This window comes from uncultured Marinobacter sp. (genome assembly GCF_963974375.1).
Lineage (GTDB): Bacteria > Pseudomonadota > Gammaproteobacteria > Pseudomonadales > Oleiphilaceae > Marinobacter.
Window position 1 is genome coordinate 1 of sequence record NZ_CAXBDN010000019.1, and the last position, 14,610, is coordinate 14,610.

Consider the following 14,610-nt stretch of genomic DNA (forward strand, 5'->3'; position numbering starts at 1 on the left):
GGAAGGGGCAAAACGGGCCATTGTGCACGTCTACAATTCCACCTCTACGGTGCAGCGGGAGCAGGTCTTTGGCATGGACCGGGAGGGCATCAAGCAGATTGCGGTCAATGGCGCACAGCTGGTGAAGGATATTGCGGAGCGTTACCCGGACACCGAGTGGACCTTCCAGTACTCCCCGGAGAGCTTTACCGGCACCGAGCTGGATTACGCAGCAGAAGTCATTGATGCCGTAACCGATGTCTGGCGTCCGGACCAGGGCCAGCAGGTGGTCATCAATCTGCCGGCCACCGTGGAAATGGCCACGCCGAACGTGTTTGCCGATCAGATTGAGTGGATCTGTGACAACATCCGCAACCGGGAACATGTCCGCATCAGTGTGCACACCCATAACGACCGGGGCTGCGGTGTGGCTGCTGCCGAGCTTGCCGTCATGGCGGGCGCCGACCGGGTTGAGGGTACCCTGATGGGTAATGGTGAGCGCACTGGCAACATGGACCTGGTCACCATGGCCATGAACCTGTACAGCCAGGGTATTGATCCGAAACTGGACCTGTCCGGCATGGCTGAGATTACCGATGTGGTGGAAGCCTGCACCGAGATCGCCACCCATCCCCGGCACCCTTACGCCGGCGAGCTGGTGTTCACCGCCTTCTCCGGCAGCCACCAGGACGCCATCCGCAAGTGCCTGGCGTTTCGCGGCGAGGGGGACCCCTGGCATGTGGCCTATCTGCCCATCGATCCCAGAGATCTCGGGCGGCGCTATGAAGAAGTGGTGCGGATCAACAGCCAGTCCGGCAAGGGCGGCGTCGCCTATATTCTGGAGCGGGATTACAACATCAGCCTGCCGCGCTGGCTGCAGATCGAATTCAGTCAGTGCGTTCAGCGCGAAGCGGAGGTCAACGGTGGCGAGATCGACTCCCTCACCATTCACCGGCTGTTTGAAGACCGCTATCTGAAAGTGGAGGATCAGTGGCGTCTCAGCACCTATGATCTGCACCGGGACCAGGAGGGTGTGCAGGCCGTGGTCAGCTACGGTACACCCGCAGTCGAACTCAAAGGGCGTGGCCTGGGAGCAGTTGAGGCGGTAGCCTCTGCGCTTCAGGATGCCCATGATCTGAGCCTGTCGGTAGAAGCCTACGATGAGTTCGCCCTGGGAGAGGGCACCAGTGCCAATGCCCTGGCCTGTATTCGCATTGTGGTGAACGGTGAGGTCTACAGTGCGGCGTCACTGGCAGAGGACACCACTTCGGCCACCCTGCAGGCGCTGTTGTCTGCAGTGGGCTCGGCCAGGGCCCGGCAGGTTGCGTCGGCAAGGAAGGCAACGGAACCAGCGATCTGAGTGACCGGTCAGCGCAAACAGAAAAGCCGGCAAACGCCGGCTTTTCTGATGTCCAAAGCCCGTGAGGGGCAATGGCCGGAACTATAACGTCACATGGGCGTTACGTTTTCCGCCTGGGGACCTTTCGGGCCCTGAGTAACGGTGAACTGTACCTGCTGGCCTTCGGTCAGGGTACGGAATCCACTGGAGTTGATGGCACTGTAGTGCACAAATACATCGGTGCCGCCGTCCTGAGCGATGAAGCCAAAGCCTTTGGACTCATTGAACCACTTCACGTGGCCTGTTTTTGTATCGGACATGAATCTTTCCTGTGTTTCTAAACGTTTGCCCTCACGGGACCTTCGTGCCCGCCTCCAAGGGGCGGACTGATCGCCGGGAACTGGCAGTAAGTACGGAGAAGAGGAGCAACGAAGAGCCCTTAAGCAGACCGCTGAAATGCATTCTCGTGATACCGCTGTCAATTCGCAGCAAATTTCAGTATAGACCGAGTTATGGGAGCGTCAATGGCTTTTTAACAAGCTTATTAGTTTGACGTTTCCCGTTTTAAATCAGTTAACTGGCGTCTTTATGTTGTCGGTCTGCTGGAATTACCCTGTTTTTTCCGGCTTGCTCACCTGGTCGGGCCGACCCGGAAACGCTCACTGATTTCGTCCAGGATGGCCGGGTCGTCGATGGTGGATGGCACCGCATACTCCTCACCGTCGGCAATCTGCCGGATCACCCGGCGCAGGATTTTGCCGGAGCGGGTCTTGGGCAGACGATCGACCACCATGGCCCGCCGGAAGCAGGCGATGGCCCCGATCTTGTCGCGTACCATTTCCACCAGCTCCTCCTCCAGTTCGTCCTGGTCGATGGTGGCGCCGTCCTTGAGCAGCACCAGACCGACAGGAATCTGCCCCCGTAGCTCATCGCTGGCGCCTACGACACAACATTCTGCAACCGCGGGGTGAGAGGCAACCACTTCCTCCATTTCGCCGGTGGATAAACGGTGACCCGCCACATTGATGACGTCGTCGGTGCGGCCCATGATGAAGACGTAGCCATCTTCGTCCAGAAAGCCGCCATCGCCGGAACTGTAGAAACCGGGTGCGGGGTCAAGGTAGGTTTTCCGGAAGCGGTCATCATCACCCCATACCGTGCTCAGACAGCCCGGCGGTAACGGCAGTTTTACCGCCACCTGACCCTGTTCGCCGAACCCTACCTGACGTCCGTGGCCATCAATGATCTGCACGTTGTAGCCCGGTGCAGGGTAGGTTGCCGAGCCCGGTTTGGTGGGCATCTGTTCAATTCCGACCGGATTACAGCAGATGGCCCAGCCGGTTTCCGTCTGCCACCAGTGGTCCAGTACCGGCAGTCCGGTGTGTTCCTTCAGCCACTCGTAGGTCGACGGATCCAGTCTTTCACCGGCAAGAAACAGCCGTTTGAGGGAACTGACATCGTACTTTGCCAGCTGGTCTGCTTCCGGATCCTCTTTGCGCACGGCCCGGAAGGCTGTCGGTGCGGTAAACAGATAGTTGACCTTGTGATCTTGGCAGACCCGCCAGAAAGCCCCGGCATCCGGGGTTTTCATTGCCTTCGTAAAGAATGGTGGTGCAGCCCATGAACAGAGGGCCGTAGACAATATAGCTGTGACCAACCACCCAGCCTACATCTGAAGCCGCCCAGAACACGTCGCCGGGACCTGCGCCATAGACCAGCTCCATGCTGTACCGGAGGGCAACCGCATGACCGCCGTTGTCACGAACCACGCCTTTGGGCTTGCCGGTGGTGCCAGAGGTATACAGGATGTAAAGCGGATCAGTTGCCGCCACCGGAACCGGATCTGCTGGATCCGCAGCGGCGACCAGGGTTGACCAGTCAAAGTCTCTGCCAGCCTGCAGTTCGGCGGTCACCTGGGGGCGCTGGAAGACAATGCAAAGGTCCGGCTTGTGGTCCGCTTCGGTGATGGCTTTGTCCACCAGCGGCTTGTAGGGAATGACCTTGGCCACTTCAATGCCGCAGGACGCGGTGACAATGGCCTTCGGTTGGGCGTCATTGATACGCACCGCCAGCTCGTGGGGGGCAAAACCACCGAACACCACCGAGTGAATGGCGCCGATCCGGGCGCAGGCCAGCATGGCAATGGCGGCCTCCGGAATCATCGGCATGTAGATGATGACCCGGTCACCCCTGGCGATTCCCTGTGCCTGCAGCGCGCCGGCAAACAGAGCCACCTCCCGGGTCAGCTCTTTGTAGGTGTAGCTGCGGCCAGTGCCGGTCACCGGAGAGTCGTAAATCAGAGCGGTCTGATCACCACGGCCGGCGCGGATGTTGGCGTCCAGGGCGACGTCACTGGTATTGATCAGGCCATCGGGAAACCACTGGCCATGGCCGTTCTCGGTGGCTTTCCAGATATCTTCCGGAGGCCGTATCCAGTCGATACAGGCCGCCTTGTCGCGCCAGAAGGCTTCTGGCTGATCGATGGAACGGCGAAATTCTGACGGGTAGTCCATAGGTCCACCTTTTATCCTTGGTCAGGTCTGTTGTTTTTGTAGAAGTACTGTCGCTGACTTTAAGGGGTTTGGCCAGAAGCGGAAGTAGACCAAAGGCTAAAGCAAACCGGGAGCGTCCGTCTAATTGTCCCCGATCAAGGTTTTCTGCTCCGGGTGAGTGGCCGTGACCGTGGCACTGACCGAGCCGTTACCAAGGCGTGCGTTGATCCTGTCACCGGCCTTGAGGCTGTCGGAACGGCGAACCACCGGTTGCTGGTCGGTGGAGACGATGGCATAGCCGCGTCCCAGGGTGGCCAGTGGGCTGACGGTGTGCAGGGTGTGGCTGGCGTGGTGCGCACGTTCAGCAAGTTTCTCAAGCCGCCGGTTCAGGGCCTGTTCCATCTGTTGCCGCAGGCGATCCAGGGCGTGTTGGTGCTCTGTGAGCTGGCGCGAGGGTGGCCGGGACTGCAAGCGCTGATCGAGGTTACTCAGTCGGATCCGGCGCTGGCTGACCAGCTGGACAATGACCTGACTCAGCCGCCGCTCAAGATCATCCAGCCGCTGGGCTTTTTCCTGCAGCTCGCGGCGGGGGTCCCGCAAGCGGGCCTGCAGGTGTTGTAACTGGCTCTGCTGCTGACGAAGTGTGCGGGCCAGGGCCAGCCTCAGTTGTCTTTGGTATTCACTGAGCTGGCGCAGCCAGGCGGTCTGGTCGGGGGAGATTTTCTCTGCCGCAGCGGAGGGTGTCGGTGCCCGCAGATCCGCTACAAAATCGGCAATGGTCACATCCACCTCATGACCGACCGCGCTGACCGTGGCAATGGGACATTCGGCGATGGCCCGGGCCACGGACTCTTCGTTAAAGCACCAGAGATCCTCCAGAGAGCCGCCGCCGCGACCAATAATCAGCACATCCGCGCGGTTATGGCGCACCGCGCGGGCGATGGCGGCGACAATTTCAGCCGTAGCCGCTGTACCCTGAACCGACGTGGGGTAGAGGGTGACCGGAATGGCCGGACAGCGCCGGGCCAGCACCGTGAGAATGTCATGAATGGCGGCACCGGTAGCGGAGGTTACCACGCCAATGTGCCGTGGGGTGTCAGGAATAGGCTTCTTGCGCTCGACCGCAAACAGCCCCTCCGCCTGCAGGCGGGCCTTGAGCGCCTCAAACGCCTGCTGCAGTGCCCCCAGGCCTGCGGGCTCCATGTGCTCAGCTATCAGCTGAAAATCCCCCCGGTTTTCATACAGGCTGACCTTGCCCCGGACCCTGACCAGATCGCCTTCCTTCGGGATTTCCCGGATCCGCTGATTAAAACCCCGGAACATGGCGCAACGAACCTGGCAGCGCTGATCTTTCAGGGAAAAATACCAGTGCCCGGACGAGGGCCGCGATAACCCTGAAATTTCGCCTTCCACCCAGGCCTGCATGAAGCTGGTTTCCAGCAGGTGGCGTGCCTGGTGGTTCAGTTCGCTCACCGTCAGCGCGCGGGGGCGAAGGAGTCCTGGGGCGACTGGCTGAGACATATCAGACCCTTGGTGCGGTGATCAGACGCGGTGATCAGGTGAATGCCAGCGTAGCGGACCTGTTTCCGTACGCATTTACCGAAAAAGAAGAAAGATAAAAGTAACGGAAATTCAAAAAGATGCAACACCGGAATCATGAACCGCGGTTTACTGTGCCGGCCCGCCAATTTATAATAGGTCGATTAAGGTTTCCGGTTTTTCCGGCCCCGGGTTCAAAGGCCCGGAAAGGTTCAGAACCGTGCCTCAACACAGCATGTAAACAAGGCGGGTCCCAATGTTGCGTATTGCCGAAGAAGCCCTCACGTTTGACGACGTTCTACTTGTTCCCGGGTACTCTGAAGTGCTGCCCAAGGACGTCAATCTTCAGACTCAGCTTACCCGAGGCATCACCCTGAACATTCCGCTGGTTTCAGCTGCCATGGACACGGTCACTGAAGCCGAGCTGGCCATCGCCATGGCTCAGGAAGGCGGCATTGGCATCATGCACAAGAACATGAGCGCTGAAATGCAGGCGGCTGCGGTGCGCAAGGTCAAGAAGTTCGAGAGCGGTGTGGTCAAGGATCCTATTACGGTTACCCCTGACACAACCGTTCGTGAACTGGTCGATCTGACCCTGGCCAACAAGATTTCCGGTTTGCCCGTGGTGTCCGGTCGTGATCTGGTGGGGATTGTCACCGGGCGGGACATTCGCTTTGAAAGCCGTCTTGATACCCGGGTTGCGGACATCATGACGCCCAAGGAAAAGCTGGTCACCGTCCGTGAAGGTGCGGACCTGGATCAGGTGAAAGAGCTGCTGCACCGTCATCGTATCGAAAAAGTTCTGGTGGTGAACGACAGCTTTGAATTGCGGGGACTGATCACCGTCAAGGATATCCAGAAGGCCAAGGATTATCCCAGGGCCTGCAAGGATGATCAGGGCCGGCTTCGGGTAGGCGCGGCCGTAGGTACCGGTGGCGACACTGAAGCCCGGGTTGCCGCCCTGGTCGAGGCAGGAGTTGATGTGATTGTGGTGGATACCGCCCATGGTCACTCGGTGGGCGTCATCGAGCGGGTCCGCTGGATCAAGCAAACCTATCCGGATGTTCAGGTGGTGGGCGGCAACATTGCCACCTCCGATGCCGCCATTGCTCTTGCCGACGCAGGTGCCGATGCAGTGAAGGTTGGTATTGGCCCCGGCTCCATCTGTACCACGCGCATTGTCGCCGGTATTGGTGTTCCGCAGATTTCAGCGGTGTCCAATGTGGCTGATGCCCTCCGTGACCGGGGTATACCCCTGATTGCCGACGGCGGCATCCGTTTTTCCGGTGATATTGCCAAAGCCATTGCGGCCGGCGCCTCCAGTGTCATGGTGGGCAGTCTGCTGGCGGGCACCGACGAATCACCCGGTGAAGTGGAGCTGTATCAGGGCCGTAGTTACAAGGCTTACCGTGGCATGGGCTCGTTAGGCGCCATGGGCCAGGGGTCCAGCGACCGCTATTTCCAGGACGCCAGCGAAGGTGTCGAAAAGCTGGTTCCGGAAGGCATCGAAGGGCGTGTTGCCTGCAAGGGTCCCATGCGCAATATTGTTCATCAGCTGATGGGTGGCCTGCGGGCTTCCATGGGTTACACCGGCAGTGCCGACATGGAAACCATGCGGACCCGTCCCGAGTTCGTCCGCATCACCAACGCCGGCATGCGTGAGAGCCACGTTCACGACGTGACGATCACCAAGGAAGCACCGAACTACCGAATTGGCTGATCAGGCCAGTCTGGAACACGGCCCCTCCGGGGCCGTTTCTACTTGTGATTTGAGGAACCCATGTCCCAGAACATTCATGATCACCGCATTCTGATTCTTGATTTTGGCTCCCAGTACACCCAGCTGATTGCGCGCCGGGTGCGGGAAATTGGTGTGTATTGCGAGATCAGGGCGTTCGACATTACCGAGGATGAACTGAACGAGTTCAATCCCAAAGGCATTGTACTTGCCGGTGGCCCGGAATCCGTTACCCAGCTGGGCGGCCCACGGGCGCCGGAAGGGCTGTTTGACCGGGGTATTCCGGTACTGGGTATCTGCTACGGCATGCAGACCATGGCAGAACAGCTGGGTGGCAAGGTGGCCAGTTCTGATAAACGTGAATTTGGCTACGCTCAGGTCAAGGTACGGGCCGAGGGTCCCTTGCTCAATGACATCAAGGACCACCTGACCGCTCAGGGCGACGCCCTGCTGGATGTCTGGATGAGCCACGGTGACAAGGTGGTCACCATGCCGGCAGGCTTTGAATTGCTGGCGTCCACCGAGAGCGCTCCGGTTGCTGCTATGCAGGATGTCAGTCGCCATCTGTACGGCGTCCAGTTTCATCCGGAGGTGACCCACACCTTGCAGGGACAGCGCATCCTCGAGCACTTTATCTGCAACATCTGTCGCTGTGAGGCCCTGTGGACGCCGGCGCGGATCGTGGATGATGCGGTACGCCAGATCCGGGAACAGGTAGGTAGCGAGAAAGTCTTGCTGGGCCTGTCCGGGGGTGTTGATTCTTCGGTTACAGCCGCACTGCTGCACCGGGCTATCGGTGATCAGCTGACCTGTGTGTTCGTGGACAACGGCCTGCTGCGGTTGCACGAAGGCGATCAGGTGATGGACATGTTCGCCCGTAACATGGGTGTCAAGGTCATCCGCTCAGACTCCGAAGATCTGTTCCTGTCACGGCTCGAAGGGGTCAATGACCCGGAGCAGAAGCGCAAGATTATCGGTAATACCTTTATCGAAGTGTTTGATGCCGAAGCCACCCGAATCCAGGACGTGAACTGGCTGGCCCAGGGCACTATCTACCCGGACGTGATCGAATCCGCTGCCTCCAAAACCGGCAAGGCCCATGTCATCAAGTCCCACCACAACGTGGGTGGCCTGCCGGAAACCATGAAGCTCAAGCTGGTAGAGCCGCTGCGGGAGCTGTTCAAGGATGAAGTGCGCAGGATCGGTCTGGAACTGGGCCTGCCCTACGACATGGTTTACCGCCACCCGTTCCCGGGCCCCGGTCTGGGTGTTCGCATTCTGGGTGAAGTGAAAAAGGAATACGCCGAAATTCTGCGCAGGGCGGACGCCATCTTCCTGGAGGAGTTGCACCGGGCGGACTTCTACCACAAGACCAGTCAGGCCTTCGCGGTGTTCCTGCCGGTCAAATCCGTCGGTGTGGTGGGGGATGCCCGCCGCTACGAATACGTGATTGCCCTGCGAGCGGTGGAAACCATCGACTTCATGACAGCACGTTGGGCGCACCTGCCCTACGATCTGCTGGAAACCGTGTCGAACCGGATCATCAACGAGATCTCCGGCGTGTCCCGGGTTACCTACGATATTTCCTCGAAGCCGCCGGCTACGATCGAGTGGGAGTGACCACCCGCCCGTAGTACAGGGCACATGATTGCTGAGCATTTCTCCAGGCCCGCTTGATAGCGGGCTTTTTTGATTTCCCGATAGTCGGGTCGCCTGTTGCGGAAGCCCCCTGCGACCAGACCCTGGCGTTCGCATCTGGTCGTAACATTTTTACTACAGACATCCACCCCTCCTCGCCAGTAACGTTCCGGAGTAGATCGACACAGTCAGAACCCGCAAATTGCGAGGCATGATCCTCCTTGTTTGGTGTGGCTCTCATCGGAAGCTGTGTCAGTGCGGCAACGCACCTGGTTGTTGTCCTGTACCGGAATCTCCTCTCGCGGCTAAAGCATTGCGTCTGGAGAGATTCCAGTGCTTTCGGGTATCTCTGTTCGGAGAACGCAGTGCGAGCAGTCTTGGGTGCACGCCTTTTTACACAATGGCCAGTTCTGGTCGCTCTCCTGTCATTGACGTTGCCTCTGGCTGCTGCAGACGGTGCCGGGGGGTATAGGTTGCTCGAACTGGACGGCTATAAGGTCAAGTGGGGCGATCAGACCTTAGGCGTGGGAGCCAGCATCAGCTATGCCTTTGCTGACGAGACGCTGAATTTCGATGATGCACGCAACTGTGGTGTGCTGGCACCGATGAAACTGCTCTCCGGGCAGGATCTCTCCTTTGACACCCTGGTGCTGGAGACGGCAGCGGCATTTCGGGTCTGGGAGCGTGCGGCTGATCTGTCTTTCTATCGGGTCGACAATGCCCGCGATGCCGATATTGTGCTCGGTGCTCAGGGCCAGCCCCGGGGCCGGGCCTTCGCCAATGTCGACTTCGCGCCCGATCCGGAGGGGAGTGTCGGCAGTATCAGGCAGTCGCTGGTGTGCCTGAACCCTGAACACCGGTGGAAGGTCGGATTTGACGGAGACAAGGATGTTTATGACATCCGCTACACCCTGATTCATGAGATTGGTCATGCCATCGGCCTGGACCACCCTGGACCTTCAGGGCAACTGATGGGCTTTCGCTACACTGAAGATTTTGCTGAACTTCAGCCGGGCGACCTGAAGGGTGTAAGGCAACTCTACGGACGCGGTGGTGAAGAGAATGTGCTGGCCATCGGCGCCGACCCTCAGCTCTCAACAACACCGGCCAGGGTGTATCTCGCAAACGATCTGACCGGCCATTCCGAGGCCAGTACCAGCGAAGAAAAGCGCAGGTTCTGAGTTCTGGTGGTTCCGGAATGCCACGGATGCCACAGGCTGCCCGGACCCCGGACATGGAAACGGCAGAGGCTTTCGCCCCTGCCGTCTTTGTTCACAGGATAAATGATACTTCGGAAATCAATCTTCCTGTTGGAACTCAGGTGCCGCCTGCAGTTCCTCACGAGTCATGTCGATGCGCAGGTCCTGCTCATCAGCAGCGCCTGACCGGGTCACGTGATCCCAGCCAATGGCTACATCTTTCTCGCCCATACCCAGGAATCCACCGACACCGATGACGATCGCAACTACCTGACCGTCCGCATCAATGATCAGATCCTGGACTGAGCCCACGTCCTCATCACCTGCAGTTTTGACTTCAGCACCGATCAGGTTGCTGGCGTGTGCGCCATCAACCGGACCCGCGTCCAGGAAGTTCCGGCTCTGCATACGAGACGAATTGTCCATTTTCCTTTCACTTGCGGAAGTCCGGGATTTGGACTCCATTGCACCCTTGGTCTGGTCACGCTGAGTGCTCTGCTGTTGCCGCTCATCCGCGCCGCCAGTAGATTGCTGGGCCAGGACAGAACTTGCACCCAGGGTCATGGCGGGTGCGATCAGTGCGTAAAAGGCCAGTGAATGTAATTTTTTCATCTTGTTCTCCTTCGAATCGGGTCCGTCAATCGGACAGAATGTCCATTTTCATCGCTTCATCAAAGCGCTTCTTCCCCGGTTGCATTAGCGGTGGGGAAACTGAATCTCCTTTACATCCGGAACTCAGGATGAGCTTCCAGAATACGCCTGGAAACCTGGCCAGTCGGTTCGCTGTCGCACTGAGCCCTCATTCAGACGGATCAGTCACGCTCAGCATCCGGCGGCATCAGTCGCTGTTATTTCTTTTTGGAGTCGTCATTGATATCGCCCAGGACAGTGCCACCGCTCTTGTTGCCGTGCTTTCCGGATTTTCCCTGGTCCTGATTGCGCTCCTCGTCGGTCAGTTCGTCATCCTTCCCGGTTTTTCTCTTGTCGTCGCTCGGGCTGCCTTTTGTAGGGGTTTTGTTCATGATTTGTTCTCCAGGTCTTTGTTTTATTGGCACTCTGCCGTCAGCCACGAACGGATGTGGCCGCAGAGTATGTCTACAAGCTAGTTGAATTTCGCAGCCGATTCGGTGCGGTGTCGAACCGAGTGGCTGTCATTTCAGGTGGCGATTTGTGTCCTCAGGCCGCCGCTGGCTGCCGCCGGAACACAGCCCTGTGTGCGCTTACGTACAGACAGCTGAGCAGGGTGGCGCCGATCCTGAGAGGGTGCGCTCGTGTTGGGCTCAATGCCCTGTTATCCGCTGCGCCACAATCCACGCCAGTTACCTGCTGGCGTAATTCGGAAATGCAGTTCGAAGAATGCAAGCAAGGAGCTTCTTATGAACAGAGTCAAAACTGCGGCAATTACTCTCTGTCTTCTCGGTGCATTGCCGATGGCAGCAACCGCCCAAACGTCAAATTTCGGCCCTGAACAGGGCGATCGGGAATTCTCCCTTTCAGGAACGGGCAGCAGCGACCAGGACTTCGACAGTTCCAGTATCGGCGTGTCCGCTGACCTGGGATGGTATCTGCGGGATGCGGTCGTTGCCGGTGTTCGGCAAAGCATCAATTATGCCGATATCGAAGGTGAGGACCTTTCCAATGACTTCTGGAACGGCTCAACCCGTGGCTACGTTAATTATCAGTTCCTCACTGATCGCGCGCGGCCGTTCATCGGCGCCAGCCTCGGGGGTATCTACGGTGACGGCGTCAAGGACACCGCCTTTGCGGGTTTGGAAACCGGCCTGAAGTATTACGTACTGGCGAAGACTTATTTCCTCGCCCGTGTCGAGTACCAGTTCCTTTTCAGTAGCACCAGTGATGCGGCCGATGCGTTTCAGGACGATGGCGCCTGGGCTTACACTGTGGGTCTGGGTTACAACTTCTGAGCCATCCCGGCGCGACGGTAAAAGTGCAGTAGCTACACAGAATACAGGAGGTATGAGAAAGCTCCGACAGGTTCCTCATTGCAACGTCCGTGTTACCGGGCGCTGCAATGAGGTTTTCCATTTTGCAGGGCGGGGCGTGCTGGCCTCGCCGGATTTCAGTAATGGGATGATCCATTGGTCAGACGGGAATCTCCCGCAGCGGGTCCCCGCTCCAGGATCTCGTCGGTGTATACTTTGAATGATTTCAGGGTATTGAATCCGAATGCGGTGCTGATCGCCACGTCAGCCGCGTCACGTCCGCGGGCAATAAGAATGCGGCCGATGCGGGGCGAGTTGTTGCGCGGATCGAAAATATACCACCGTCCATCAAGGTAGGCCTCGAACCAGGCGGCAAAATCCATTTCCCCATAGGGTGGAGGTATGCCTATATCGCCCAGATAACCGGTACAGTAACGGGCGGGGATATTCATACAGCGGCACAGCGCGATGGCAAGATGTGCATAGTCGCGGCACACGCCTTTTTTCTCTTCAAAAACCTCCCATGCGGTTCGCGTATTTCGTGCATGCTGGTAACCAAACTCGATATGGTTATGAACGTAATCGCAGATCGCCTGAACCCGACGCCAACCGCTGACATTGTTGCTGAATAGCTGCCAGGCTGTATCGATCAGCGGGTCGGTCTCACAATACCGGCTGCCCAGCAGAAACAGCAGGGTATCGTCCGGCAGTTGTTCAACCGCGGTTTGCCCTGCTTCCGGATTGGTGACATCTGCCAGGCCATCGTCGTTGATAATGGCATCGGCAGACAGTTTCAGGATGCCCTGTGGCGCGACAATGCGCGCGCACTGATTGCCGTAGCTGTCGCGATAGTCCGACATGGGGACCGGCGGCTCTGCCACCATGTCGTCGGCAACAAGAAGGTCCGGGAACCGGCTGGGGTGAACCCTCAGTGTGAGGATCATCGGTGTCGGCTGGGGGCATTCGAACACCAGTTCATAGCCAATGCGGATCATCATGTCAGGGAACCTCTGGCTGGCTGGAATGTAAGGGTCTGAGACGTCATCGTTTATTGCCCCTGAGCGCCATCTCCAATGAGGAGAGTATGATCTCCCGCAGCGGCGCCCATTGACCGGCAGGAGCTGAAAGGTGTTTCTGATTAAGCTCAAGCTCGATACCCACATAGACATCGGATGGGAATTTCTTCCTCAGGGTCGTCGTAAATCCATCGTTGCGACCCTGATACGGGTAATTGCGACGCACTTCCAGGGCCGGTGCTGACGCCTTGAGTACAGACTTCCAGTGCGCGCACAGGGCACGTTCGCCCGGTCGCACCGGGTCATAGAGCAGGCCGATGTCGGTGTGGCGCACGACGCCATCGAGAACGTCAGTGAAACTGTGACAGGAAATGTGGACGACGCTGCCCAGCCGGGCAATTTCCTGTGCGATGAGTTGCTCCGCTTCGATACGGTAGGGTTGATAATAGTGTTCGACGATTTCCTGCCGAACGGCGGCCGGTAGCCGGCGAATGGTCTCCATATGGAGGTTGCGGTGACCAACGGAGCGGTTCAGGTCCACCAGCAGACGGCTTATGGTGGAGGCCTTGAGTGGCGCGCCATATTTTTTGGCCATTGCCCGTGCCATGACCAGTGCCCCCGGGTCAAAACCACGATGACTGTCCAGCAGCGGACGACAGTCCCGGAACAGATAGCGAAAGGGCGCGGGAACCTTGTTGCCGCCGTGCTCGCAGGTAACCACCAGAGCCGGGTTTGCCGGAATCAGAGTGTCCTTTCGGGTCATCGGGTCCCCCGGGGCTATGGAAGCCATTACCACTCCAGGTCCGTCAAGCGGCTGAAAACGTCACGGATGCCTGCACTCCATTCCGTGCTCAGTTGAGAAAAGTATTGGTCTCCCGGATCGAAACGTCTGCGCATGGTGACTTCCAGACTGTCGAGCCTGTAACAGAGCAGGTCGATGGGCATGCCTACGGACAAATTGCTGCGCATGGTGGAATCAAAGGACACCAGAATACATTTGGTGGCGTCGCTGAGATTGGTGGAGCGGGTTATTGCCCGGTCAATGATGGGCTTTCCATACTTGGTTTCGCCGGTCTGAAAATAGGGGGTCTGGTCTCCGGCCTCAATAAAATTGCCTTCGGCATAGAGTCGGAACAGGCGCGGCGGCTCACCCCTGATCTGGCCACCAAGAATGAACGAGGCGTAAAAACCTGTATTGTTTTTTGTCATATGCTGGCCGTCGCGCTCGTCGACCAGACGCATTGCATCCGAAACCAGCAACGCGGCGTCAAACATGGTTTTGGCATTCCAGAGGCTGGGACAATCGGGTTGCTCCCCGTTTTGCCTGAGCATGCTGATAACGGCCTGGGTACCGGCGAGGTTGCCTGAGCTCAGCAGGACAATAACCCGGTCCCCGGCCCGTTCGAAAAGACTCATCTTGCTGAAACTGGCGAAGTTGTCGAGGCCGGCATTGGTGCGGGAATCCGACGCGAAAATCATGCCGTCCTCCAGCGTAACCCCAACGCAGTAAGTCATCGCAGCCGCCGGGAAATCGGGCTGATGATCCCGGTTGGGGGTGGTATCGATAAAGGGCGTGGCTTCATCGGCAGGTTCCTTTTCAGTATGAGTTGCGATGATCAACAGCGGTTAACAGTGCTCTGGCAGTATGACGCTGGTGAGCCTGCCGCTCTGTGCGTTAAACCACCAAGATCCCCAGGCACTCTCCAGATACTCCCCAGATACTCCCC

General features: G+C 58.3%; 12 protein-coding genes and 1 pseudogene. 5 read left to right on the forward strand and 8 right to left on the reverse strand.

Features of this window, described 5'->3' with window-relative positions; all coding sequences use genetic code 11:
* Nucleotides 1–1,339 (forward strand): 2-isopropylmalate synthase (locus AAC035_RS02950; protein WP_339799796.1); only part of this gene is annotated, 1,339 nt, incomplete at its 5' end.
* 89 nt (nt 1,340–1,428) lie between these two features.
* Here the strand turns inward: AAC035_RS02950 and AAC035_RS02955 are convergent.
* The 3 genes and pseudogenes from AAC035_RS02955 to xseA all read right to left on the reverse strand — a co-directional run bounded on the left by AAC035_RS02955 (nt 1,429) and on the right by xseA (nt 5,331).
* Nucleotides 1,429–1,638, reverse strand: a complete 210-nt coding sequence (locus AAC035_RS02955) for a cold-shock protein (RefSeq protein ID WP_339799798.1) — start codon at nt 1,636–1,638, stop codon at nt 1,429–1,431.
* A gap of 311 nt (nt 1,639–1,949) precedes the next feature.
* Nucleotides 1,950–3,831: pseudogene (locus AAC035_RS02960) on the reverse strand (propionyl-CoA synthetase).
* Nucleotides 3,832–3,951: 120 nt separating this feature from the next.
* Complete coding sequence (gene xseA / locus AAC035_RS02965; protein WP_339799799.1) at nt 3,952–5,331, reverse strand: exodeoxyribonuclease VII large subunit; 1,380 nt, start codon at nt 5,329–5,331, stop codon at nt 3,952–3,954.
* Between the two features lie 274 nt (nt 5,332–5,605).
* On the opposite strand from xseA, the gene guaB reads away from it, so the two are divergent.
* The 3 genes from guaB to AAC035_RS02980 all read left to right on the forward strand — a co-directional run bounded on the left by guaB (nt 5,606) and on the right by AAC035_RS02980 (nt 9,906).
* Nucleotides 5,606–7,069, forward strand: a complete 1,464-nt coding sequence (guaB, locus tag AAC035_RS02970) for an IMP dehydrogenase (protein ID WP_339799800.1) — start codon at nt 5,606–5,608, stop codon at nt 7,067–7,069.
* Between the two features lie 60 nt (nt 7,070–7,129).
* Nucleotides 7,130–8,707, forward strand: coding sequence for a glutamine-hydrolyzing GMP synthase (gene guaA, locus AAC035_RS02975; protein ID WP_339799801.1), 1,578 nt, complete (start codon nt 7,130–7,132; stop codon nt 8,705–8,707).
* Between the two features lie 491 nt (nt 8,708–9,198).
* Nucleotides 9,199–9,906 carry a matrixin family metalloprotease gene (locus AAC035_RS02980; RefSeq protein WP_339799803.1) on the forward strand — a complete coding sequence of 236 codons (708 nt, stop codon included), beginning with the start codon at nt 9,199–9,201 and terminating at the stop codon, nt 9,904–9,906.
* Between the two features lie 117 nt (nt 9,907–10,023).
* Here AAC035_RS02980 and AAC035_RS02985 read toward each other — a convergent pair whose 3' ends face one another.
* Nucleotides 10,024–10,536 (reverse strand): PRC-barrel domain-containing protein, encoded by a 513-nt coding sequence (locus AAC035_RS02985; RefSeq protein WP_339799805.1) that lies wholly within the window; start codon nt 10,534–10,536, stop codon nt 10,024–10,026.
* Between the two features lie 236 nt (nt 10,537–10,772).
* Entirely contained in the window at nt 10,773–10,946 is a 174-nt protein-coding gene (locus AAC035_RS02990; RefSeq protein ID WP_339799807.1) for a hypothetical protein, read from the reverse strand.
* A gap of 354 nt (nt 10,947–11,300) precedes the next feature.
* Between AAC035_RS02990 and AAC035_RS02995 the strand changes: the two genes are divergently transcribed.
* Nucleotides 11,301–11,849 carry a hypothetical protein gene (locus AAC035_RS02995; RefSeq protein ID WP_339799809.1) on the forward strand — a complete coding sequence of 183 codons (549 nt, stop codon included), beginning with the start codon at nt 11,301–11,303 and terminating at the stop codon, nt 11,847–11,849.
* A gap of 155 nt (nt 11,850–12,004) precedes the next feature.
* Here AAC035_RS02995 and AAC035_RS03000 read toward each other — a convergent pair whose 3' ends face one another.
* From AAC035_RS03000 to AAC035_RS03010, 3 genes are read right to left on the reverse strand one after another with little or no spacing between them, the layout of a single operon-like run.
* The gene (locus tag AAC035_RS03000; RefSeq protein WP_339799811.1) at nt 12,005–12,865 is read right to left on the reverse strand and encodes a transglutaminase family protein; all 861 of its coding nucleotides are present in this window, start codon (nt 12,863–12,865) and stop codon (nt 12,005–12,007) included.
* Between the two features lie 43 nt (nt 12,866–12,908).
* Nucleotides 12,909–13,673, reverse strand: a complete 765-nt coding sequence (locus AAC035_RS03005; RefSeq protein ID WP_339799813.1) for an N-formylglutamate amidohydrolase — start codon at nt 13,671–13,673, stop codon at nt 12,909–12,911.
* Complete coding sequence (locus AAC035_RS03010) at nt 13,673–14,503, reverse strand: peptidase (RefSeq protein ID WP_339799815.1); 831 nt, start codon at nt 14,501–14,503, stop codon at nt 13,673–13,675. The genes AAC035_RS03005 and AAC035_RS03010 overlap by 1 nt, the downstream gene beginning before the upstream one ends.
* Nucleotides 14,504–14,610 lie beyond the last annotated feature (107 nt).